25 protein-coding genes are annotated in these 23,852 nt (G+C 34.9%); 3 read left to right on the top strand and 22 right to left on the bottom strand.

Annotated elements, in window-relative coordinates; translation table 11 throughout:
- Nucleotides 1–134: 134 nt before the first annotated feature.
- From CEF14_RS14295 to yycF, 6 genes are all read right to left on the bottom strand, one after another.
- Nucleotides 135–1,391 (bottom strand): S1C family serine protease, encoded by a 1,257-nt coding sequence (locus CEF14_RS14295; RefSeq protein WP_102693455.1) that lies wholly within the window; start codon nucleotides 1,389–1,391, stop codon nucleotides 135–137.
- Nucleotides 1,392–1,568: 177 nt separating this feature from the next.
- Nucleotides 1,569–2,357: an MBL fold metallo-hydrolase gene (locus CEF14_RS14290; RefSeq protein WP_102693454.1), complete on the bottom strand. Its 789-nt coding sequence runs from the start codon at nucleotides 2,355–2,357 to the stop codon at nucleotides 1,569–1,571.
- A 12-nt stretch (nucleotides 2,358–2,369) separates the two neighbouring features.
- Nucleotides 2,370–3,203, bottom strand: coding sequence for a two-component system regulatory protein YycI (locus CEF14_RS14285; protein WP_102693453.1), 834 nt, complete (start codon nucleotides 3,201–3,203; stop codon nucleotides 2,370–2,372).
- Nucleotides 3,190–4,536: a YycH family regulatory protein gene (locus CEF14_RS14280; RefSeq protein ID WP_102693452.1), complete on the bottom strand. Its 1,347-nt coding sequence runs from the start codon at nucleotides 4,534–4,536 to the stop codon at nucleotides 3,190–3,192. The genes CEF14_RS14285 and CEF14_RS14280 overlap by 14 nt, the downstream gene beginning before the upstream one ends.
- Entirely contained in the window at nucleotides 4,527–6,353 is a 1,827-nt protein-coding gene (gene walK, locus CEF14_RS14275; RefSeq protein ID WP_102693451.1) for a cell wall metabolism sensor histidine kinase WalK, read from the bottom strand. The genes CEF14_RS14280 and walK overlap by 10 nt, the downstream gene beginning before the upstream one ends.
- A gap of 6 nt (nucleotides 6,354–6,359) precedes the next feature.
- A complete protein-coding gene (yycF, locus tag CEF14_RS14270) occupies nucleotides 6,360–7,070 on the bottom strand; it encodes a response regulator YycF (protein ID WP_102693450.1) in 711 nt (236 codons plus the stop codon).
- 501 nt (nucleotides 7,071–7,571) lie between these two features.
- On the opposite strand from yycF, the gene CEF14_RS14265 reads away from it, so the two are divergent.
- Nucleotides 7,572–8,459 carry a YitT family protein gene (locus CEF14_RS14265; protein WP_407690476.1) on the top strand — a complete coding sequence of 296 codons (888 nt, stop codon included), beginning with the start codon at nucleotides 7,572–7,574 and terminating at the stop codon, nucleotides 8,457–8,459.
- A gap of 18 nt (nucleotides 8,460–8,477) precedes the next feature.
- Here the strand turns inward: CEF14_RS14265 and CEF14_RS14260 are convergent, their stop codons facing one another.
- The 10 genes from CEF14_RS14260 to rpsF form a co-directional block, all read right to left on the bottom strand.
- The gene (locus CEF14_RS14260) at nucleotides 8,478–9,023 is read right to left on the bottom strand and encodes a hypothetical protein (RefSeq protein WP_102693448.1); all 546 of its coding nucleotides are present in this window, start codon (nucleotides 9,021–9,023) and stop codon (nucleotides 8,478–8,480) included.
- The gene (locus tag CEF14_RS14255) at nucleotides 9,020–9,823 is read right to left on the bottom strand and encodes a hypothetical protein (RefSeq protein WP_102693447.1); all 804 of its coding nucleotides are present in this window, start codon (nucleotides 9,821–9,823) and stop codon (nucleotides 9,020–9,022) included. The genes CEF14_RS14260 and CEF14_RS14255 overlap by 4 nt, the downstream gene beginning before the upstream one ends.
- A 98-nt stretch (nucleotides 9,824–9,921) precedes the next feature.
- Nucleotides 9,922–11,214 carry an adenylosuccinate synthase gene (locus CEF14_RS14250; protein ID WP_102693446.1) on the bottom strand — a complete coding sequence of 431 codons (1,293 nt, stop codon included), beginning with the start codon at nucleotides 11,212–11,214 and terminating at the stop codon, nucleotides 9,922–9,924.
- A gap of 143 nt (nucleotides 11,215–11,357) precedes the next feature.
- The gene (gene dnaB, locus CEF14_RS14245; RefSeq protein WP_102693445.1) at nucleotides 11,358–12,716 is read right to left on the bottom strand and encodes a replicative DNA helicase; all 1,359 of its coding nucleotides are present in this window, start codon (nucleotides 12,714–12,716) and stop codon (nucleotides 11,358–11,360) included.
- Between the two features lie 12 nt (nucleotides 12,717–12,728).
- Nucleotides 12,729–13,178, bottom strand: a complete 450-nt coding sequence (rplI, locus tag CEF14_RS14240) for a 50S ribosomal protein L9 (RefSeq protein WP_102693444.1) — start codon at nucleotides 13,176–13,178, stop codon at nucleotides 12,729–12,731.
- Nucleotides 13,175–15,151, bottom strand: coding sequence for a DHH family phosphoesterase (locus tag CEF14_RS14235; protein WP_102693443.1), 1,977 nt, complete (start codon nucleotides 15,149–15,151; stop codon nucleotides 13,175–13,177). The genes rplI and CEF14_RS14235 overlap by 4 nt, the downstream gene beginning before the upstream one ends.
- A 12-nt stretch (nucleotides 15,152–15,163) precedes the next feature.
- Nucleotides 15,164–16,105 (bottom strand): YybS family protein, encoded by a 942-nt coding sequence (locus CEF14_RS14230; protein ID WP_102693442.1) that lies wholly within the window; start codon nucleotides 16,103–16,105, stop codon nucleotides 15,164–15,166.
- A gap of 285 nt (nucleotides 16,106–16,390) precedes the next feature.
- Nucleotides 16,391–16,627, bottom strand: coding sequence for a 30S ribosomal protein S18 (gene rpsR, locus CEF14_RS14225; protein WP_102693441.1), 237 nt, complete (start codon nucleotides 16,625–16,627; stop codon nucleotides 16,391–16,393).
- 56 nt (nucleotides 16,628–16,683) lie between these two features.
- Entirely contained in the window at nucleotides 16,684–17,223 is a 540-nt protein-coding gene (gene ssb, locus CEF14_RS14220) for a single-stranded DNA-binding protein (protein WP_102693440.1), read from the bottom strand.
- 48 nt (nucleotides 17,224–17,271) lie between these two features.
- A complete protein-coding gene (rpsF, locus tag CEF14_RS14215; RefSeq protein WP_102693439.1) occupies nucleotides 17,272–17,562 on the bottom strand; it encodes a 30S ribosomal protein S6 in 291 nt (96 codons plus the stop codon).
- A gap of 272 nt (nucleotides 17,563–17,834) precedes the next feature.
- Here rpsF and CEF14_RS14210 point away from each other — a divergent pair, with 272 nt between their 5' ends.
- Nucleotides 17,835–18,392 (top strand): DUF3267 domain-containing protein, encoded by a 558-nt coding sequence (locus CEF14_RS14210; RefSeq protein ID WP_102693438.1) that lies wholly within the window; start codon nucleotides 17,835–17,837, stop codon nucleotides 18,390–18,392.
- 44 nt (nucleotides 18,393–18,436) lie between these two features.
- Here the strand turns inward: CEF14_RS14210 and ychF are convergent, their stop codons facing one another.
- The 3 genes from ychF to CEF14_RS14195 all read right to left on the bottom strand — a co-directional run bounded on the left by ychF (nucleotide 18,437) and on the right by CEF14_RS14195 (nucleotide 20,844).
- Nucleotides 18,437–19,537, bottom strand: a complete 1,101-nt coding sequence (gene ychF / locus CEF14_RS14205) for a redox-regulated ATPase YchF (protein ID WP_102693437.1) — start codon at nucleotides 19,535–19,537, stop codon at nucleotides 18,437–18,439.
- A 234-nt stretch (nucleotides 19,538–19,771) separates the two neighbouring features.
- Nucleotides 19,772–19,978, bottom strand: a complete 207-nt coding sequence (locus tag CEF14_RS14200; protein ID WP_102693436.1) for a DUF951 domain-containing protein — start codon at nucleotides 19,976–19,978, stop codon at nucleotides 19,772–19,774.
- Entirely contained in the window at nucleotides 19,978–20,844 is an 867-nt protein-coding gene (locus CEF14_RS14195) for a mechanosensitive ion channel family protein (protein ID WP_102694414.1), read from the bottom strand. Before CEF14_RS14195 ends, CEF14_RS14200 begins: the two co-directional genes overlap by 1 nt.
- A 109-nt stretch (nucleotides 20,845–20,953) precedes the next feature.
- On the opposite strand from CEF14_RS14195, the gene yyaC reads away from it, so the two are divergent.
- Nucleotides 20,954–21,550: a spore protease YyaC gene (yyaC, locus tag CEF14_RS14190; protein WP_102693435.1), complete on the top strand. Its 597-nt coding sequence runs from the start codon at nucleotides 20,954–20,956 to the stop codon at nucleotides 21,548–21,550.
- On the opposite strand, the gene CEF14_RS14185 is transcribed toward yyaC, so the two are convergent.
- Genes CEF14_RS14185 through CEF14_RS14175 form a run of 3 tightly spaced genes read right to left on the bottom strand, consistent with a single transcriptional unit; the run spans nucleotide 21,509 to nucleotide 23,818 of the window.
- Nucleotides 21,509–22,213: a DUF554 domain-containing protein gene (locus CEF14_RS14185; protein WP_102693434.1), complete on the bottom strand. Its 705-nt coding sequence runs from the start codon at nucleotides 22,211–22,213 to the stop codon at nucleotides 21,509–21,511. The genes yyaC and CEF14_RS14185 overlap by 42 nt on opposite strands.
- A gap of 11 nt (nucleotides 22,214–22,224) precedes the next feature.
- A complete protein-coding gene (locus tag CEF14_RS14180) occupies nucleotides 22,225–23,064 on the bottom strand; it encodes a ParB/RepB/Spo0J family partition protein (protein ID WP_102693433.1) in 840 nt (279 codons plus the stop codon).
- Entirely contained in the window at nucleotides 23,057–23,818 is a 762-nt protein-coding gene (locus CEF14_RS14175) for a ParA family protein (RefSeq protein WP_102693432.1), read from the bottom strand. Before CEF14_RS14175 ends, CEF14_RS14180 begins: the two co-directional genes overlap by 8 nt.
- Nucleotides 23,819–23,852: the final 34 nt, after the last annotated feature.

The raw sequence follows: 23,852 nt of genomic DNA, 5'->3' as shown, positions 1-23,852 counted from the left end.
TCCACAGACTTATGCACATTTTCTCTATTGTTATCCACAACCTATTGTAACAAATGAAAAGCGAGTAGGAAAGATAGGCTTTTTTTCCTTACTCGCTTTGTGTATAATTTATCTTTTTGTACTATTTATCCACACTATTGATTTTTTGTACTATCGCCTAAGGTAATGGTTTTTTGAATTATTTCCCCGCCACGATAAGCTTTGATTTTTACTTGATCGCCTACATGCTTTTGGTTATAAAGGATTTTACGTAGGTCTATAGAATTATCAATTTTTTCGCCATCCATTTCGACAATGACATCGTATTTTTCTAAACCAGCTTTTGCAGCAGATGAATTTTTTAGAACTTCGCTAATGACAACGCCAGATGTTACTTCGCCCGGTAATTTAAGTGTATTTCTTTGGTGATAAACTGGAACATCCGTTAAGTCAATTAGTGCAACTCCCATTGAAGGTCTTTCTACTTTACCCGTTCGTTGTAATTCATCAATAACTGGAATCGCAGTATCGATTGGAATAGCAAAACCTAATCCTTCTACTGTTGATTCGGAAATTTTCATGGAGTTAATGCCAATTACTTGTCCTGCTAAGTTAATCAGAGCACCACCACTATTACCTGGGTTGATGGCCGCATCTGTTTGTAAAACTTCAGCTTGCCAATCTTCAGTACCGTCTCCATTTAAATCAACTGGTACTGTACGGTCAGTTCCTGAGATAACCCCAGTTGTTACGGATCCATAGAAATCCATTCCTAATGGGTTACCAATTGCAATAACTGACTCGCCTTGTTTTAGTTTATCTGAATCGCCAAATGTTGCAACGGTTTTTACTTTTTTGCTTGAAATTGAAATAACAGCTAAATCAGTCCAAATATCTGTACCCACAAGTTTTGCTTGTTCTTTGGAGCCATCTGAGAACGTTACTTCAAGTTGTTTAGCGCCTTCTACAACGTGATTGTTTGTCACAATGTATGCTTTGTCTCCCACTTTTTTATAGATAACACCTGAGCCACTGCCAACTTCTTGTTTACCATTTTTTTCGTTCGAAGAATTACTACTGCCACCATCTTGGAATGGAAATGTACCCCATAAATCATTTGGACTTTCTTGTATGTTTGTAATTCCTACAACTGCATCCTTTGTTTTCTCCACTGCATCCGTTATATCGGTCGAAATAGATGTCGAAAGTTGTGGTGTTGCAGTTTTGTTTGCGGTAGCTGCAGTATTGGATACATTTGAACTACTTGGCAAATAACCTACCATCGAAGGTAATAAAAGCCAAACAAGTAATGCACCGACAATGACTCCAACAACTCCACTAAAGAAATAGCCCGACTTGCTACCACCTTTTCTACGACTTTTTGTTTCATCATTATTATCGTAATATCCCATTATACCCTTCCTTCCTGCGCTCTTCTGTTTTGTTACCTATACTTTAACCTGCAAAGATTAAAATCAGATGAAAATAAATTTAAAATCAGTTCAAAATTGCAAAGAACTTTTGTGTACATATCTTAATTTCCCCATTTATGCATAAAAAAAACCCCCGAAAATGGGGGTCAAATACTTTTATACTGTAACTAATTCTGTTGGCTCATTTGCATCTGTATCGTATAAGTTTACAAATTCACCAGGCATAATACCACATGACTGTAAAGTTTGTGAAACACTCATTCTTGCTAAATCTTTCATATTATTATCCTTACTCAAATGGGAAAGATAGATACGAGTTGGTTTTTGTTCAACAACCTCACTCATTGCAACTGCTGCATCTTCATTGCTAACATGTCCGAGATCACTTAAAATTCGTCTTTTAATAGACCAAGGATAATGTCCCATTTGTAGCATCCCTACATCATGATTACTTTCGAAAACAAATGAATCCGCACCTTTAATAATACCTTTCATACGATCACTTACATAGCCTGTATCAGTAATGACAACAAGCTTTTGACCGTTCTCATGGAAACAATAGAACATTGGATCTACGGCATCATGAGAAACAGCAAATGATTCGATATCTAAAGAACCGAATGTTTGAATGGTTTCCATATCAAATTGAAATCTTTGTTCGATCGGAATATTACCAACTAATCCATCCATTGCTTGCCATGTTTTTTCATTTGCAAAAACGGGGATATTATATTTTCGAGCAAGTACTCCTACACCTTTAATATGGTCAGAATGCTCATGAGTTACTAAAATACCGCTTAATTTCTTAATATCACGGTTCACTTTTTCAAATAGCTGCTCCATTTTTTTACCTGTCAATCCTGCATCAACGATAAAAGAATGTTCTCCACTCTCTACATATATAGAGTTGCCCGTACTACCACTGGCTAAAACACTGAACTGCATGATAAAGACTCCTTACTGCTTTTGTAATTCTGATTCTTTTGCATTTTGTTCGATATCAACAATTGTACCATCTACAGCATTCACAAAGTAATCTGCTTGCTTCTCATCTCCATTTTTGTCTTTTGGAAATACTACGTGGATATACCATGTAGGTGATAATACTTGTGTCTCTGTTAGTGGTACAAGTGTAGAATAACCAAGCTGTGTTTTGGTAACTGTTGAATTAGCCATTAAATAGCCTTTATCAAAAATTACTCTAACTGCTTTCTGTGTTGAATTAAGTGTATATTTTTCTCCAAAACTTTTTAATGAATCAAACATTTTTTGTTCATAACGAGTAATTTCTAAGTCATTATTCCAATGAATTTTAATTTCTGCATTTTGATTATAGTAAATCATACGGTTGTCAGAACTTTGAAAGAAAACAGCTTCTTTTTCTTCTTCATTGATTTTCCATAGCTTATAGGAATCACCCTTATATACATTGTGCTCTACAAAGTCTGTTAAACTCTCATCTGTAATTTTCGTCAACGGAGTTGGGCTAATAATTTTCGCAAATAACTCTGTACCGTTATTATGAATTTGGATATGTTGATTTGGTAAATGGGATAATTCATCCTGCGTAAATTGCTTAATCTTTCCTGAGATATAGGACACATTTTGACTCTCTTCAACTTGATCTTTCACTGTAATATGTTCATCCTTAAGACGCGTTGAAATATCAGCTTCACCAATAAGTTCTACTTTTTTATCCTCGTTGTATTTGTTTACATACATTGAATAAAGGAAAACATTTAATATAGAGAAGACAATGATGAAAATTGTTTTTGTTTTATTCCAATCCAACTTGACCACCTCCTACTGTGGTAGGTGATAAGGGCATCCATTGGCCATTTATTAAATAGAACCATGATGGTTTAAGTACGAATACATTTGGTCGATCATTTTTCGTTAAATAATACCCTGGTCGGATTTCTTTAATATTATTGAAATCTACTTTATTAGACTCTTCCAAATGATTTACTACATCTTGTCCACCCATAATCGTTAAACTATGATTTTCTGGAACAGATACTAGCTTATAATAGGGTCTTATATATCGAGCAATTTGATTGTCTCCCCATACAGTTTCAATTTGCGTAGAAGTCACAAGAGAATCTGTATATACAGGGTAATCTTGTGTATATAATTGATACACAACCTTATTATGATTATTCTGGTTATCTAATGAATCATATCGAAAATCACCGGTCCATCCACCGTGTTCATTGATAAAATCAAATGTATTTAAAATCAGCTTTGTGTCTTCCAATGTAACAGGGTTATCTGATTCTGTCGTATTAACAAAATTCAATACTCTCTCATTGCTGTTAACTGTTAGCATAGATACACCATCAGTATAGTTTTCCTCTGAATTTGAATCATCTACACTATTTTTTACAATTTTCGGTTTTAAAAATAACGCGTTCTTAAATCGATCAATAGATGAAGTAGAAATCAAATACGTATACTGCATCATTTTCGTTTCCCTTGCCGGCAAATAAAGTGCACTATTGTTATCACGCTTAAATGCAGCATATTTTTCTAAACTATGGGAGTACTCAATAATTTGCTTTTTAAATATCACAGCACTATTAACATGTATTTTTGCTTTAAATAATTGATTTTTCTTGGTATTCACAAAAAATACGGTTAACTCTTCTGTATTTGACAGTTGATTCCAACTAACAATCATTTGATTAAATGACATGTTTACTATTTTATCCTCAGTTGATGACAATAATCCTTGGAAAATCCGATAAGGTATGACGTCTGGGAAAAGTAGTGTAAAGCGATTGTCACCCTCTATTAGTCCATCCACAGTTGCGCTATTAGCATTTGTTCTAATGAGTTGAAGATTGGTTACTTGCCAATTTTGCATCTGTTGTAGAATGCTGTCCATTTCTTCAGATTGATCTGTTCCGCGCCATATACCGGCCTCATGGAATACCATTCGATAGGGCTTTATAACCTCTATTAGTTGTTTTTTCTTTTCTACCGAAATAGGAACCGACTTTGTTTTCTCTATCGTGGCATAATGCGGTTTATATGTCCAAATGGAAAATGTCAATGTAATACTTGATAACACTAAGACAAAGAGTATGACTGATTTTATCTGCTCGATATATTTCAATCCCACTCACCTGCCTCTTCTTCTTCATAAGGTAATGTAAAGAAAATTGTTGTGCCTACTCCTTCTTCACTTTCTGCCCAAATCTTACCGTTATGTGCTAAAATCATTTCCCGAGAAATGGCTAACCCTAATCCTGTGCCACCCATTGAGCGTGCTCTTGCTCTATCTACACGATAGAAACGATCAAAAATACGTTCCACATTTTCCTTCGGTATACCCATACCATCATCAGAAATCATTACTGTTAAAATGCCATCATTTGTGGTCATACCAAAACGAATATTACCGCCATCCGGTGAATATTTTAAAGCGTTAGATATAATGTTATCAATTACTTGAGTAATCTTATCTGTATCAATTTCAACATAGCATGGCGCTGATGGAAGTAATCGCTTGAATTCAACATTTTTTGACTTCGACATTTCAAAGCGGTCAATAATGCGATTGAAGAATTTGTTGAAATCAACTATATCAGCATTAATTTCATATTCTCTACTGTCCATGCGAGAAAGTTGTAATAAGTCATTTACAAGACGAATCATACGTTCAGTTTCAGTCTGTGTTACATTCAAAAATTGTGGAGCCAGATCTTTGTTTTGCCATGCGCCATCAGCCAATGCCTCCAAATAACTACGCATTGTTGTAAGAGGGGTGCGCAATTCATGAGAAACATTGGATACAAATTCGCGACGTTCCATTTCAATTTTTTCTTGTTCCGTAATATCATGTAATACTGTAATTAATCCATTAACAAAACCGGTTTCCTTTTGAATAACTGAAAAGTTAGCACGCCAAATATAAGGTCGTTCAGGTGAACTGAAATCTAGATTAATGGAATCTTTCATATGAATTAAATCCTCAAAAGTATGCTCATTTTCTAAGCCTAATACTGAGATTAGAGGTCGCCCCATTAGTTCATTTTGCTCACCATTTAATAGTTTTTGAGCTGGCGCGTTAATCAAAATAATCTTTCCTTTTCGGTCTGTTGCTATAACACCATCTGTCATATTTGTTAAAACAGAAGCTAATTTTCTTCGTTCACCTTCAGTAATTGACTGGGCTTCCTGCAACCTATTGGTTAAATGATTAAATGCAATGGCTAATTGTCCGATTTCATCATTACCGTAAACTTTAACTTTGCGAGAGAAATTCCCTTTGGCCATAGCCTGTGCTTGTCTACGCATATCTGAAATAGGTTTTGTAATTGTTCTTGCGATGAAGATGCCCAAAATAATCGTAATCGCTAATGCTAATGCCGTACCACCTGCTAATATTTGATTAATCTCGTTCATCTGTTCAAATATGCGTTCAATATTAGATTTAACATAAACAGTTCCTATTACTTTACCATTAGATGACATAATAGGAGTGGCTACTACCCAAATTCTTTTTCTTGTCTTATCGTCGAGGGCAATTTTTTCGTACCGTGTTTGTGTACTTAATGATTGACTTACAAGTGTATTCATTGAACGTTGTCCTATAATTGACTGATTACTCATATCAGATGATGCTAAAATACGATTACTTGGGTCTATTACCCTTATCTCTTTAATATCCTCTGATGATAATCCAGTTAATACGCTCTTCAAGCTCTGTTCAAGTGTTGGGTCTTTATCTGTACGTTCTTTTAATATTTCCTCTTTCACGCTAAAGTTTACTAGCTTTAGACGCTCTGTAATAGACGTCTCAAAATTCCTTTTTAATGTTTGTTCTATTCCCCTTGCAAAATATAGGCCAATAATTTGCATCGCAATTAATATGAGCAACACATAAATCAGTACAAGTTTGACCTGTACTGATTTTAAAAAACGAACCTTTTGCATTATTCTTTACTCCTGTTCAGGGTTTCTTAAATAATATCCAACACCACGACGAGTTACAATCCATGTTGGATGACTTGGGTTATCTTCAATTTTTTCACGTAAACGACGAATCGTCACATCTACTGTTCGTACATCTCCAAAATAATCGTATCCCCAAACAGTTTGAAGTAAATGTTCACGTGTCATTACCTGGCCAATATGTTTTGCTAAATAATGCAGTAATTCAAATTCACGGTGCGTTAATTCTATTGCTTCATCTCGTTTCAGTACTAGATATGCATCAGGTTGAATCACGAGAGAACCAATAACGATATCATTATTTTCTTCAACTACTTCTTCAGTAGTAGTAACTGTTTGGTGTCTACGCATATTTGCTTTAACACGTGCAATTAGTTCACGTGTACTAAATGGTTTTGTTACATAATCATCAGCGCCAAGCTCAAGACCAAGTACTTTATCAATTTCTGAATCCTTTGCTGTCAACATAATGATTGGTAAGTCATATTTCTTACGTACTTCACGGCAAACCTCCATGCCATCACGTTTTGGCAACATAATATCTAAAAGAATCAAGTCGGGCTTAATTTCCTCAACTTTTTCTAATGCTTCGTCTCCATCATAAGCACAGACAACTTTATATCCTTCTTTAATTAAATTGAATTGTAATATATCTGCAATCGGTTTTTCGTCATCTACAACTAAAATTGTTTTATCCACAGTTTTTTCCCCTTTCTTACAATCAGTTTAGGTTGTTCATTACTGTTAGATTACATTTCTATATACTAACTCTACCATGCTTTCTTATTATTCGCATCTTTCACTATTTCATTAGTTTTGTATTTCCTGGGCAATAATTCGCTATTAATCGACAGTAAAAAGAGTATTCTATTTAAGTTTAACATAAAGTCAACCAGCAGGATTTCCTATTGTAGCAGTAAAAAAGGTCCATATTTTATCGAAACAATTTCATAATGCATAAAAAATATACGCAGATGGAACGTAATTTTGTTCGTTACAACGCTAGAGTCGATAAATCCTTGAAAATGCATACAGTCCTTTTAAACATTTTCTATTTTTTTAACATGGTTTTATTTTAAAAGAAACTATACGTTTTTACTTCTTTATTCCTAAATTTTCAAATAAAATATAAATATAACAAATCTTTAAGAAGATTGGGGAGATTCTATGATTGATTCGAACAGGTCCAATACGGAAACAATGCTTTCCGCACCAATGACAGTAAATAAAGTACGGAATAAGCTATCCAAAAAGAAATTGTTTCAGAGGATCGTAATGGTCATGCTTGGTGCCTGTATTATGGCTATTGGCCTTGAGCTATTTTTAGTTCCAAACAAAATTCTAGACGGTGGAATTGTTGGAATTTCCATCATTATTTCTCATCTAACTGATTTACCCCTTGGGATATTTATTTTCCTCTTAAACATTCCGTTTATTTTCCTCGGTTATAAGCAAATTGGAAAAACTTTTGCCTTATCAACTGCTCTTGGCATTACCACCTTATCAACTTTCACTATTGTTTTACATCAATTTGAACCGTTTACTAATGACTTATTATTATCTACTGTATTTGGAGGTATCGTTTTGGGTATAGGTATAGGACTTGTTATTCGATATGGTGGTTCACTTGATGGCACAGAAATATTAGCAATTTTATTTAACAAGAAATTGCCATTTTCTGTTGGTGAAATAATCATGTTTTTTAACCTCATTATTTTCACAATCGCGGGTTTCATCTTTACTTGGGAACAAGCAATGTATTCAGGGTTAGCCTATTTTATTGCTTATAAAATGATTGATATCGTCATTCAAGGTTTAGACGAATCCAAAGCAGTTTATATTATTAGCGACGAATACAATGAGATTGGAAGAGCTATTATTGATCGTTTAGGACGTGGGGTTACGTATTTAACTGGGGAAGGTGCCTATACGGGTGATTCAAAAAAGGTTATTTTTACAGTCATTACACGTTTAGAAGAATCGAAGTTAACCACTATCGTAGGAGAGCTAGACGCCAATGCTTTCTTAGCAATTGGCAATATTGCTGAAGTAAGGGGCGGACGATTTAAAAAGAAGGACATTCATTAAAAAAACAGGTAATTTCTGTTATTTAGAAATTACCTGTTCCCTTTCATTTGTTTTACTTAATCTATAAAATTCAACAATCATCCATACGCTAGTAGTAGCTTCCACAACAGCAATAAAAATACCCAAAATTCGAGCCCAATTTTGTGGAATATTCATAAGAAATAATGAAATAAATAACGATATTAGTAAAATAATTGGTACTTTATTTGATAAACTTTTTAATGATGCTGCTAAGTACAGATAATCTTCTTTTACTAAATGTGAATAAAGGATCGATAATAAATAATACAAATATACAACCCAAATCACGCGAAAAGTAAACATTAAGTAATTCAGAAGATTACTGGTAATGTTAATATATAAATCAAATGGTATTGCTACTATTATTAAAATGCATGTTGCAAAGTATAATTTACCATAATGTTTATGTGATTGTGCAGTTTTAGTAATTCCCTTACTTATAAAAAAATAGCCCAAAGCATCTGGTAAAACATCAATAATGAAACGCAGGTCCACAAGAATCAACAAAAAACCGATAAATAAATAGTGAAATCCTTTATTCATCGACCATACTCCTTCACCAAATTTTCTATATCCTTCTCTGAAATAGTTGAATTATTTAGTAGAGAGATAAATCCAACCCTATCTTTATCTGATAGTAAAGGGATAATGGCATCATAACTAAAGGGTATATTTCCTTTTATTTTTGTATTAATACTTAATGTTTCCCCTTTGTTCAACTTGATCGGTAGATCTACTCTTTGATTGGACTTCATCACTTGCACGTCATAATACTTCTTTAACTCTTTGGGCATATTGATTAGTGTAAGATTCATATTCTGTTTTGCCTTAAACTTTGTATATCCTGTTCCATCAGAAGAACCTCCAGATGATATAAATGATAGCTTTTCTTCCTTTTTTGTCTTTAAAATTTCAAAATGTTTTATATTAGCCGGTATCTTTGTACCATCAGATAATATAACTTGAATATCCTTTGCTAATATGTCCTTTTTATAAATATCCGCTATTTCACCTGCCGATATATGAAAACTTGCTCTATTTAGTGTTTGATAGTTAAAAGTATCAATGGTATGTAATTTCGATGTATTTTCTTCAAAAAAATGACTGGTATCTCCTTCAACTGCTGTATCAGTATCTCCAAATGTTATCTTCTGAAGGGTACGTTTATCATGACGATCTTTCACATAGTACAATGTAATTTCCATACTATCATCGGCTAAAGTTGAAATATAAGATGGTATTACAATTGGTAGCCCCATCTTCTTGTTATTTGCATACCAATTATTAAGAAAAAAGCTCGCAATAATGACAGTAAGTACACTATAGAATACTTTTCGCTTCACATTTACCCCCCCATTTACCCATTTTATCCTTTATTATACATTAATACATATAAAAGAGCAGCTAGCTTCTGCTAACTGCCCTTCAAAATAAGTTTTGATTAAGCTTGTTCCCAAACATCTACTAATACATTTGTTTGTTCGCGGTCTGGACCTACTGAGAATGTTGCAATACGGATACCTGTTAATTCACTAACGCGTTTTACGTAGTTACGTGCATTTTCTGGTAATTCATCAAGTGTTTTGCATCCTGTAATATCTTCTGTCCAACCAGGAAGTTCTTCATAAATTGGTTTACAGCCTTCAATAATGTGAAGGTTTGCAGGATATTCAGTAATGATTTCGCCATTGTAATCATATGCAGTACAGATTTTAACAGTATCAAGACCTGTTAATACGTCAATTGAGTTTAGAGCTAAATCTGTAATACCTGATACACGGCGAGAATGACGTACAACAACTGAGTCAAACCAACCAACACGACGAGGACGGCCAGTAGTTGTACCATATTCACGGCCAACTTCACGAATTTGATGACCTACTTCATCAAATAATTCAGTTGGGAATGGACCATCACCAACACGTGAAGTATAAGCTTTACTTACACCAATTACGCGGGTAACTTGAGAAGGTCCTACACCAGCACCAGTTGCTACACCACCAGCTACTGGGTTAGATGAAGTAACATATGGGTAAGTACCATGGTCAACATCAAGTAATATACCTTGGGCGCCTTCAAATAATACTTTACCACCTTCATCTAAAACATCATTTAATACTTTAGAAGTATCTGTTACGTATTTAGCAATTTCTTGTCCATAGCCATAATATTCTTCAAAGATGTCTTCAAATTTTAAAGGTTCTACTTCATAGAATTTCTCGAATAAGCGGTTTTTAACAGTTAGATTTGAGCGTAACTTTTCTTCAAATACCTCTTTGTCTAAAAGATCTGCAATACGGATACCAATACGTTGAACTTTATCTGTGTAGCAAGGTCCGATTCCTTTACATGTTGTACCAATTTTTTTATCACCGCGAGATTCTTCGTCCACTTTATCTTGGTATACATGATAAGGAAGGATAACTTGTGCACGATTTGAAATACGTAAGTTATCTGTATTGATGCCACGTTCTTGTAACCCTTTTAATTCTTCAACAAGTGATTTAGGATTGATCACCATACCATTACCCATTACTGAGCTTTTGTCTTTATAAAAAATACCTGAAGGGATTAAGTGTAATTTATATGTTTCGCCTTCAAATTGAATTGTATGTCCTGCATTATCGCCACCAGAATAGCGGGCGATTGCATCTGCCTTTTTAGATAAGAAGTCAGTAATTTTACCTTTACCTTCGTCTCCCCACTGTGTTCCTACTACTACAACTGATGTCATGATCAGCACCTCCGTCAGACACTACCATTGTGTCCTGATTCAAACAGACTTATTGTAACAACGAAAACTTCTATAGTCAATAAAAAACATTAAAAAACACGAACGTATGATATATGTCAGACATCAATGTTCGTGTTTTATTGTTAATAACCACCCGCTGGCGCCTCTGCACTCCAGTCAACACTAACAAATTTATTGAACTCTTTTTTAAACGCTAACTTTACTGTATCTGTTGGGCCATTACGTTGCTTAGCCACAATAATTTCAATGGTATTAGCATCTTCAGTTTCTTTATCATAATAATCTTCACGGTATAAGAATGCGACAATATCTGCATCTTGCTCAATACTTCCTGACTCACGAAGGTCACTCATCATTGGCCGTTTATCTTGACGCTGTTCAACACCACGAGATAATTGAGATAGCGCAATGACAGGCACTTCTAATTCACGAGCTAATGCCTTTAGAGAACGTGATATTTCGGACACTTCTTGTTGTCTGTTTTGCCCTGCCAATCCACTACCTTGAATAAGTTGCAAGTAGTCAATTAATATCATGCCAAGACCATGTTCTTGTTTTAAACGACGACATTTTGCCCGAATTTCACTTACTCGAACACCTGCAGAATCATCAATGTAAATTCCAGCTCGAGACAATGTTCCTGTTGCCATCGTTAGTTTACGCCAATCTTCAGAATTTAAAGCACCTGTACGTAAAACTTGTGCATCGATATTCCCTTCTGCACAAAGCATACGCATTACGAGTTGCTCAGCACCCATTTCAAGCGAGAAAATCGCTACATTTTCCGTAGTTTGTGTACCAACAGCTTGTGCTACATTCAACGCAAAAGCTGTTTTCCCAACTGATGGTCTAGCTGCCACAATAATTAAGTCACCACGCTGGAAACCTGCAGTTAAACGATCCAGATCACGGAAACCTGTCGGAATACCAGTAATATCCCCCTTGCGATTTTGTAAATGTTCAACATTGGCATATGTCTCAACAAGAACATCCTTTACATGCTTAAAATCACCGGCATTTTTTCGATTCGCCACTTCCATGACTCTACGCTCTGCTTCAGATAATAATGCATCTACTTCGTCTTCCCGCGTATAGCCATCTTCTACTATTTTTGTTGCAACTCTAATTAAACGACGTAGCACAGCTTTTTCTGAAACAATTTGAGCGTAATATCCTACGTTAGCTGCTGTTGGTACAGCATTCGCAATTTCAGTAATATAAGATATACCACCTACATCTTCTAATTCGTTGTGAGTGGACAACTCTTCAGTAACTGTTACAATATCGATTGCCTTACCTTGGTCACTTAAGCGCAACATAGTTGAGAAAATTTTCTGATGTGCAGAACGATAAAAGTCTTCAGGAATTAGTATTTCTGAAGCTGTAATCAATGCTTGTGGTTCAAGGAATATAGCCCCTATGACAGATTGTTCAGCTTCTTGGTTGTGAGGCGGAACGCGGTCCAATTGTGGATCGTTCATAAGCGTCTCTCCTTATGCTTGTTCTGCAACATGTACTTTCAATGTAGCAGTTACTTCATGATGAAGCTTTACAGGTACTTTTGTAACACCCAATGTACGAATAGCTTCTTTTAGTTCCATTTTACGTTTATCAATTTTAATATCATGATCTTTTTGTAATTGTTCTACTATTTGTTTAGAAGTAATTGAACCAAATAGACGACCATCTTTTCCTGGTTTCGCCTTCAGCTCTACAGTTAAACCTTCTAATGTTTCTTTTAATGCTTTCGCATCTTCTAATTCTTTTTCAGCATCAGCAGCAGCACGTTTGTTTTGTGCCTTTAACTTTGCTAATTCAGCAGCCGTTGCTTCTACTGCACTTTTTTGTTTTAATAATACATTACGAGCATAGCCATCTGAAACCTCTTTCGTTTCACCTTTTTTACCTTGCCCTTTAACATCTTTCAAAAATATTACTTTCATGATTCAGTACTCCCTTCTAATACATCATCTATTGCGATTTTTAACTTTTCAATTGCTTCATCAATCGTTTGGAGTTCTAATTGGCAGGCGGCATTTGTTAAATGGCCTCCTCCACCTAATTCCTCCATAACCAGTTGGACATTTATCTCACCTAATGATCTTGCACTAATACCAACCGTTCCATCATTACGATGAGCTACAACGAAAGATGCTGAGATATCTTTCATTGTCAGTAAAATATCTGCAGTTTGAGCAATTAATACAGAGTTATATATTTTATCGTTATCACCACGTGCAATAGCAATACCATTATGAACAAATTCAGCAGTTTGGACGATTTTAGAACGTTCAATATACGTATTAATATCCTCTTTCAAAAGGCGTTGCACAAGTACCGTATCCGCCCCATTAGTCCGTAAATAAGATGCTGCTTCAAATGTTCTTGCGCCTGTCCGTAACGTGAAGCTCTTTGTATCAACTATAATACCTGCTAATAAAGCCGTTGCTTCTAGCATTGTTATTTTATCATTTTTTGGTTGATATTCTAATAGTTCGGTTACTAATTCAGCAGTAGAAGAGGCATATGGTTCCATATATACAAGCATTGGATTTTTAACAAATTCCTCTCCACGACGATGATGATCAATAACTACAACTTTATCCGACTTATTAAGTAACCTTGCTTCTATTGTCATACTTGGCTTATGCGTATCTACTATAACTAGTAATGATTTGTCTGTAATCTTATCTAATGCAGCTTCTGGTGTAATAAAGCGATTAAATAAATCAGATTTTTCTTTCACCACTTGCATTAAACGACTAATACTATTATCAATATTATTGAAATCTACAACTACGTAGCCATCAATTCCATTCATATCTGCCATTTTGCGAACACCAATGGCAGCACCTATAGCATCCATATCAGGCATTTTATGACCCATTACAAAGATTTGATCACTATCCTGGATTAAATCTCGTAAGGCATGTGAAATAACACGTGCTCGTACCCTTGTACGTTTCTCGACAGGATTCGTTTTACCACCATAGAATTTCACCTTACCATTAGGTTGTTTAATTGCTACTTGGTCACCACCACGTCCAAGAACTAGATCTAAACTGGATTGTGCAAGCTCTCCTAACTCAAGCAAAGATTGTGAACCAGCTCCAACCCCTATACTTAATGTTAATGATAGATTTTGCTGAGCTGTAATTTCTCGAATATCATCAAGTATTGAGAATCTTTTCTTTTCCAATTCTTGCAAAATGGATTCGTTCATTACAGCGATAAACCGGTCTGAATCGGTACGTTTTAAGTATATACCGTTTGTTGAACTCCAATTATTAACAAGTGATGTTACAAGTGAATTAGTCTGACTACGCGTTTGGTCGTCCATTCCTTGTGTAATTTCATCATAGTTATCGACGAAGAGAATAGCAATTACTGTACGGTCATCATGGTAAAGTGCTTCAATCTCGACTTGCTCTGTAATATCAAAGAAGTAAAGTAACTTCTCTTCTGGTTTATAAAATGCCCGATATTTACGATCTTTTAATGTAATGTTTAGCTCATTTGATTCTTCATGTTTAATAAGATTATATAAATCTTCTGATAAAGAAAAAATTTCTTCACCAATCAGTGAATCGGTTCCTAATATCCGTAGCATGTAGGGATTTGTCCATTGAATTAAAAACTGCTCATCAATCAACACGATACCAATTGGCATTTCCAGTAATGCTTCCTCTCCTACCTTTTTTAATCGGTAAGAAAGCATCTCTATATGCTTCTCAGTCTCTTTATATGTGTCAGATTCAGCTTTCCAAGCTAATATCAATACTAGTACAAGGACAATACCATATACGATACCTGTTACTATATTCCACATCGCACATATAACAATGCCTGCTATTCCTAGCAATGACAGGATTAAAAGAGGATATCGTATTGGTCGTTTTCTAAAAAGAGTACCCATAAATCTCAACTCCTATTTTCTTGTCATGCCACTAATAAGCCCTCGGATATTGAATCCTAAATCGGCAATGCCAAGTAATGTGACGAACGAGCTTAGTGGAAAGGCTAAAATAGTACCAACAACTGCTGTCCACTTTGGCCAACCTTGTTGATACATATAAAAATGAATCAACGAAATACCCTGTACCAAAAATAATATACTTAAAATTGAAGATAAATTTAGTACAACCATATAAATAAAAGTTCCTGCATCAGGTTTTACAAATAAACTCAGTGATAATACCACAAGATAATACCACAATGTTGCACGTGGTAATTGTAAATCTCTAAATGGGGAAAACTTAGGAACTTCTAAACCAAAGCGGCGCAATAACGGTAAATTTGCTGAGATAATGATAAATGCCATACTAACAACAAATAGCGTTACTATAGTCGGCATTAGCACTTGTATTGTATTTAATATAATGTCTAATTTCTCAGGTGAAATAGGTACTTGCCCTGACATTGATTGTACTATTTCGTTTGATTGTTCATAACTTTCACGAATACGGGTTATTATTTTCTTCAGAAAATCCATATTAAAAAATTTAAGCGCAATCAAATACATCAATGTAAAGGAAATCAAAACAGTAAATGCTGTCGACATAAATAAAAATAGTTTACTTTTCTTTGTCCGTATTGCATCTCCTATAGCAAATCCAGCCATTGTAAACGGAATTGCGAATAGTAGAGATAAAAGACCTCCGATTAAAAGTGATACGACGATACTAACGATTGCAACGAATACCGAAGAACTACGACTGTATTTTGCACTATACCAAGCTATTGGTAAAGAGATAAACCAGATTGTTACAATACTTACCACAGGTACATATAATGAAATGGCTAATATTATTGTAAACAATGCAACCATCATGGCGCCGTGCGTAATTCTTCGCGTCTGATTTTCCGGCATTTAAAACCTTCCTTTTCGTAAAGAAAATCTATCATTTCATCTTATTATTGTACCATGTTTCATGTTATCGAACAAAAAGCATACTGCTATTGGATTAAATGATTATGAGTTGAACTTTTCGAAAAAAAGGTTTCGCAAGCGGACTCAAAACTTTACTAAGTTAAAAATACGATTATTCTACACTTTGGATAGGTGCTAAGTTCTTCATCTCAAGCTTAACTTATGAAATTGGTTGATCCTATAAAAAAAGGACCAGCATTATGCTGGTCCTTTTTTAAAAGATGACTATTTATCATCTGCAGTGAATGGTAGTAAAGCCATTACACGAGCCATTTTGATAGCTGATGTAAGTTTACGTTGGTATTTTGCGCTTGTACCAGTCACACGGCGTGGAAGAATTTTTCCGCGTTCAGAGATGAATTTTTTTAATAAATCAACATCTTTATAATCGATGTGTTTGATGTTATTAGCAGTGAAATAGCAAACTTTACGGCGTTTGCGGCCTCCTCTACGTGGTGCCATTTGTAGTTTCCCTCCTCGTTTAATAATTCATATATGACGTGCAATAAGTCATTTGCTTAGAATGGTAGATCGTCTTCTGTTACGTCGACTTTCCCTCCACCATTGCTAACAGGTGCAAATGGATCTTCATCTACACGCGTATAATTTTGCTGACTAGGTGATTGATTCTGTTGATAAGATGGTTGTTGATAGTTACCTTGTTGTGGTGCACCATATGATTGGTCATTGTTATATGACGGTTGTCCACCAAATTGTTGTGGACGGTCACCTGCTGCTCCACGTGGTTCTAAGAACTGTACGCTATCTGCAACAACTTCAGTTGTGTAAACACGTTTACCATCTTGTCCTTCATAACTACCTGTTTGGATACGTCCTTCAACACCTGCTAAACTCCCTTTACGTAAGAAGTTAGCCGTGTTTTCAGCTTGTTTACGCCAAACAACGCAATTAATAAAGTCCGCTTGTCTCTCACCTTGTTGGTTAGAAAATGTTCTATTGACAGCTAGTGTAAAACGAGCTACTGCTACGCCACTTGGTGTGTAGCGAAGTTCAGGGTCTTTAGTTAATCTTCCAACTAGTACGACACGGTTAATCATCAGAATGCAACCTCCTTTATCTGCATTTTGTTAAAATTCAAATTTAAATTATTTTTCTTCTTCGCGAACTGCAATATGACGAATGATATCTTCGTTGATATTTGCAAGACGAGTATATTCATCGATTGCTTTTGAATCAGCATTTACTTTCACGATTTGGTAGAAACCTTCGCGGAAGTCTTCGATTTCGTAAGCAAGGCGGCGTTTGCCCCATTCTTTTGATTCGATGATTTCAGCACCGTTAGAAGTTAAGATTTCGTTGAAACGTTCAACTAAAGCTTTTTTAGCTTCTTCTTCGATGTTTGGACGAACAATATACATTAATTCGTATGCTCTCATTTTATAAGCACCTCCTTATGGACTTTGGCCAAAAGTTAAACAGTTGGCAAGGAGTTAGTAATTTTTACTACTCACATCAACGAATTGTATCATAATATACATTAATAAGCAACTAACTTTACTAAGTACTTATGATTTATGTATTACTACTAGACTCCTTGACGAAGCTAACAAAACACTAGAAGAGACCATATTTCAACAGACGAGGAGGTTCGTCCGTTCATCATGTTATACACTAACTATCTAAGAAATTCCTAAAAAGAGGTGATTATATGGAAAAAGAGTCAGAACCAATTGAAATTATTGAATTAGATACTCAAAAAGTAGCTTTGCAAAATCTATTTTGGACAATCTTTTTAATGATCATATTGCTTTTTATAAATATATTAATTCATCAGCATATAACATTTCATATAACGATAAAAGAGTTGCTTTTCAATAGCCTATTATTTATTTTTCTCTATATCCTACTGATTATCTTCCATGAGTGTTGTCATTTATTAGGGTTTGTTATTTTTGGAAAAGCACCAGTTAGCAGTCTAAAATATGGCCTCAATTTAAAACTCGGCGTTGCATATGCAACAACTTCTGAAAAATTATCAAATAAAGCCATGAAAAAAGCATTGTTACTCCCATTTTGGTTAACGGGCGTAATCCCTACAATAATTGGCTTTATAGTAAATCGTAAATTATTGATTTTACTAGGAGCATGGTTAATAGCAGGAGCAATTGGAGATTTTATCATGTATGCTAAACTTCGAAAATATCCAAAGGCATATTTGGTCAAAGATGATCCTAATTTCCCTAAGTTATATATTTATAAGGACTAAAAAGGCAGCCCACTATTGGACTGCCTCCTTTACATTGTTGAAAATTAAACATTAAAACGGAATAACATGATATCGCCATCTTGAACGACATAATCTTTACCTTCTAGACGAACTCGCCCTGCTTCTTTCGCACTGTTCATTGATCCATATTCCATTAAATCTTCATAAGATACTGTTTCTGCACGAATAAAACCTCGCTCGAAATCAGAGTGAATAACTCCTGCACATTGTGGGGCTTTCATACCTTTACGGAATGTCCATGCTCTTACTTCTTGTACCCCTGCTGTGAAATAAGTAGCTAATCCAAGTAGACTGTATGCAGCTCGGATTAATTGATCTAAACCAGATTCTTGGATGCCAAGTTCTTCTAAGAACATTGCTTTTTCTTCATCATCTAACTCAGCAATTTCCTCTTCAATTTTTGCGCAAACAACAATTACTTCTGCCCCTTCAGCTGCTGCATATTCACGTACAGCTTGTACGTATTTGTTGTTTTCTGCATCAGCAACTTCATCTTCTGATACATTTGCTACATAAAGCATTGGTTTAATTGTTAATAAGTTTAATCCTTTAATTACTTTCTTTTCATCATCAGATAATTCAACAGAACGAGCTGGTTTTTCTTCGGCAAATGCTTCTTTAATCTTTTCAAGAATAGGTGCTTCAATCATTGCCTCTTTATCTTTTTGTCGAGCCAATTTTTCCACTTTTGCATAGCGTTTATCTACTGATTCTAAGTCAGCAAGAATTAATTCTAAGTTAATAACCTCAATATCGCTAATCGGATCTACTTTACCATCAACATGCGTAATATTTTCATCTTCAAAACAACGCACAACTTGAGTAATTGCATCTACTTCGCGAATATGTGCTAAGAATTTGTTACCTAGACCTTCACCTTTACTAGCACCTTTTACAATACCAGCAATATCTGTGAATTCAAATGCAGTTGGAACTGTTTTCTTTGGTTCTACTAATTCAGTTAATTTATCTAAACGTGCGTCTGGAACTTCTACAATCCCAACATTAGGATCAATTGTTGCAAATGGATAGTTCGCTGCAAGTGCACCTGCTTTTGTAATTGCGTTAAATAATGTTGACTTACCGACATTTGGTAAACCTACGATACCGGCTGTTAAAGCCATGTTATCCACAACCTTTCAAAAATATTAATGCTCATAAATAATAGTTTGATGTATTCATCCAAATCTTACTTGTTTAACACACTTCATCCAAGAACTTAGCTTATGGAAAATCCTTTAAATATCTTTTCTAAGAATACCAATGGTCAACTTTCCAGAAATATGCTAAAAGTGGTCAAATGTAAAACTATTCAACTTGTTAATTATAGAGATTAGACTAATAAAAGTCTATTCCCTCTATTCTTCGGTTGGATTTGCGAATACAAGTACTTTCTTCATCTTTTTTTCAAACTCTCTACGTGGAATCATTACACTATGTTGGCAACCTTCACATTTAATGCGAATATCCGCACCCATACGGATAATTTTCCACTCATTTGTTCCACATGGATGTTGTTTTTTCATTTGAACAATATCGCCAAGTCCGAATTTTTTTGGTTCCATTATTCTTCACCCTCTTCAACTATTTGACTGTTATTATCACGTTCATAAACCATCATCTTAGGATAAGGAATTTCAATACCATTGCGGTCAAAAATATCTTTAATATCACGGCGAATCATTCGTGAAACAGCAAAATGTTGCATTGGTAGTGTTTCTACAGAAATACGTAATGTAACCTCTGCACCAACAACATTTTGAACGCCAAGTAACGTTGGTTTCGTGACAATTTCCTCATGATTTGCCGGTAAGGTTTCTAAATATTGCTCTATTAACTTTTCAGCTTTAGCAATATCAGAACTATAAGCTACACTAACATCTACAATTGCGATTGAGTTATTAATAGAATAGTTAACAACTTCTGTAATTGAACCATTAGGAATAATATTAATTTCTCCAGATGCGCCTTTAATCTTCGTTGTACGTAAACCAATTTCAAGAACTGTACCTTCCGTAGAAGTAATTTTAATGTAGTCACCTACACCAAATTGATCTTCGAAAATAATAAAGAAACCAGTAATTATATCCTTAACCAAGCTTTGTGCGCCAAACCCAACAGCTAAGCCGACGATACCAGCACCTGCTAATAAACCAGCGACTTTAATACCCATTACAGATAAAATAGCAATGATTGCTGAAAAGTAGACTGTGTAGGAAATAACACTTTGTAATAATCGTAGAATCGTTAAATGACGACGTTCTGAAGCTGGTTGCAAAGCAATTGGTCCAGTCATTCGAATATGAAAGAACTTCTTAATTGCCATCTTTGCAATACGAACAACAACCATCGATAAAAGCCAGATGCCAATAATCTGCATTGTTGCAATTCCTATAGTGTTCCATAGCTTTTCATTAGTTAAATACTTCATTAACCAATTCCAATTATATATACTCTCAAATTTCACTTTTGTTGCTCCTCTTGCATAAAAAATTTTAATCATACGTATACTGCTGAAAAAGAAGAAAGTGAGACTTCCTATGACACTTCCTATTTCTAATTCGTCATTCTCATACGCATTACATTATCAGGATTCAGGTGCCATTTGGCGTTTAAGCTCTTTCTTATTAGAGCATATACCATTTCAACATGAAAATCTTGTATTTTGTTGTATAGGCTCTGATCGTTCGACAGGTGATGCTTTAGGACCTTTAACCGGCAGTTTACTATCAAATTATATCTCATTCCCTTATAAGATAATTGGATCCTTAGAGCAACCATTACATGCATTAAATTTAAATGAAACTGTAGAATCTCTATTGGGACAAACCATTTCTCCATATGTTGTAGCAATTGATGCTTGTCTCGGGGAACAAAAACGTATTGGTGAAATTCTTTTTCAAACAGGTCCTCTTTTACCAGGAAAGGCCGTAAAAAAAGAATTACCACCAATTGGAGACGTATCGATAAAAGGAATCGTCAATTTTGGTGGCTTTATGGAACATACTATTCTACAAACAACAAGATTAAATATCACATACGAAATGAGTAATCGTATTGCTCGTGCAATTTATCTAGCTTGGCACCGTCATTCCTTAAAAAATATGCATGAACGTAACTACAATCGCCACCACTAAAATGGCTGGTAACATATTAGCTACTCGTATTTTCGTAAGCCCTATCATATTCAGGCCGATAGCGATAATCATGGCACCACCTGTTGCAGTCATTTGTTGAACAAATGTATCAAGTAAAACTTCCGGCACAATATTACTTATTTGCCCTGCAAATAAGGCAATGGTTCCTTGATATATAAACACAGAAACAGCACCAAGTAGAACACCAATACCCAAGGTTGACGCTAAAAATATTGCAGTGAATCCATCAATGATCCCTTTTGTGATTAATACAGAGTGGTCATTCCTTAAACCACTATCTAGTGCACCAATAATAGCCATTGAACCTATAACAAAAATTAGAGTGCTTGTTATAAATCCCTGGGCGATATCGCCTTGATCGCCCTTTTTCCCAATTTTATGTTCTAACCACTTTCCAAATCGATTTAACTGTAAATCTAGATCAATCCATTCGCCAATAATAGTTCCTATTACAAGGCTAACAATCACTACTATAAAATTTTTACTTGTTATACCCATTTGGATACCAAGCACAGTTACGGCTAGTCCTATTACTTGCATAACTGTTTCTTTCATCTTATCGGGGATTCCTTGCAAGAACCTACCAATAATTGCTCCTACTGCAATTAGTAATGCATTAATAATTGTTCCTAATAAAACCAACGGAAATCCTCTCAATCCTCAAGTAATTCAAGTATTCGTTCTAAATCATCTTCAGAGAAAAATTCAATTTCAATCTTCCCTTTATTCTTTGTCTTTTTAATTAATACATTCGTTCCAAAATAATCCCGTAATTGTGATTCCTTTTCTGCAATAAAAATATCCCTATTAGCCTTTTTTTCTGTTTCACGTGGAACTTTATCATTTAATGAATGTACTAAGTCTTCTAACTGGCGAACATTAAGTTGTTGTTTTATAACTTTATCAGCAACAATAGGAATTTGTTTTTTATTTTTCAACCCTAATAATGTTCGGCCATGCCCCATTGATAGTTTTCCTTCGTTTACTAGCTTTTGTATATCCTTCGGTAATGTTAAGAGGCGAACATGATTTGCAATATGGGGGCGACTTTTCCCAAGGCGTTTAGATAACTCTTCCTGTGTCATATTTAAATGTTCCATTAAATTATGATAAGCCTCGGCTTCTTCAATAGGTGTTAAATCTTCACGTTGAAGATTTTCTAAAATGGCTAACTCCATCATTTCAGTATCATTCAACTCACGAATAACAGCTGGTACCTCTTTTAAATTAGCCAATTTAGCTGCTCGAAAACGTCTTTCTCCAACAACAATTTCATATTTAGAATCTTTTTTACGTAAAGTTATAGGTTGTAAAATCCCATGTTCTTTAATAGATTGTGCAAGCTCCTGTAATGCTTCTTCATCAAATACTTTACGAGGTTGATATGGATTTACTCGAATATCTCTTATAGAAATTTGTGTTACTTTATCAGTTTCTAAAAGCGCTTGGTCTTGAAAAAGTGCACCAAGTCCTTTACCTAATCCTTTAGCCATTTTTAATCACCTCTCTAGCCAATTCTAAATATACTTCTGCACCTCGAGATTTACGGTCATAGATAATAATAGGTTCACCATGACTTGGTGCTTCACTTAAACGGACGTTTCTTGGCACGATTGTTTTATAGACTTTGTCTTGGAAGTATTTTTTAACTTCATCAATTACTTGAAGCCCTAGATTTGTACGAGCATCTAACATCGTTAACAATACCCCATCAATAATGAGTTGATTATTTAAATGTTTCTGCACCAGCCTTATAGTTGATAACAATTGGCTTAATCCCTCTAAAGCATAGTACTCACATTGCACTGGGATTAAAATTGCATCAGCGGCTGTTAACGAATTAATGGTTAACAATCCTAAAGATGGAGGACAATCAATGATGATATAATCATAGTCCTTCTTAATATCATCGATTGCATGTTTCAAACGTACTTCTCTGGAGATTGTAGACACTAACTCGATTTCTGCTCCTGCTAGTGCAATTGTTGCGGGTACAGTATATAAGTTTTCAATCTGAGTCTTACAAATAGCATTTTGAATCGGTTCATCATCAATAAGTACATCGTAAATACATTTTTCTACATCCCCTTTATTGATTCCTACACCACTAGTAGAGTTTCCCTGTGGATCCGTATCAATCAGTAGAACTTTCTTTCCTAATGTAGCAAGGCACGCGCTTAAATTTACAGATGTTGTGGTCTTACCAACGCCGCCCTTTTGGTTTGCAATAGCAATTGTTCTTCCCATGGTGCACCTGCTTTCAAAAACATTTTTTTCAAAA

This window comes from Rummeliibacillus pycnus (assembly GCF_002884495.1).
GTDB classification, from domain to species: Bacteria; Bacillota; Bacilli; order Bacillales_A; family Planococcaceae; genus Rummeliibacillus; species Rummeliibacillus pycnus.
The sequence above is the reverse complement of the archived record's forward strand: the minus strand, read 5'-3'. Positions and strand labels throughout refer to the sequence as shown.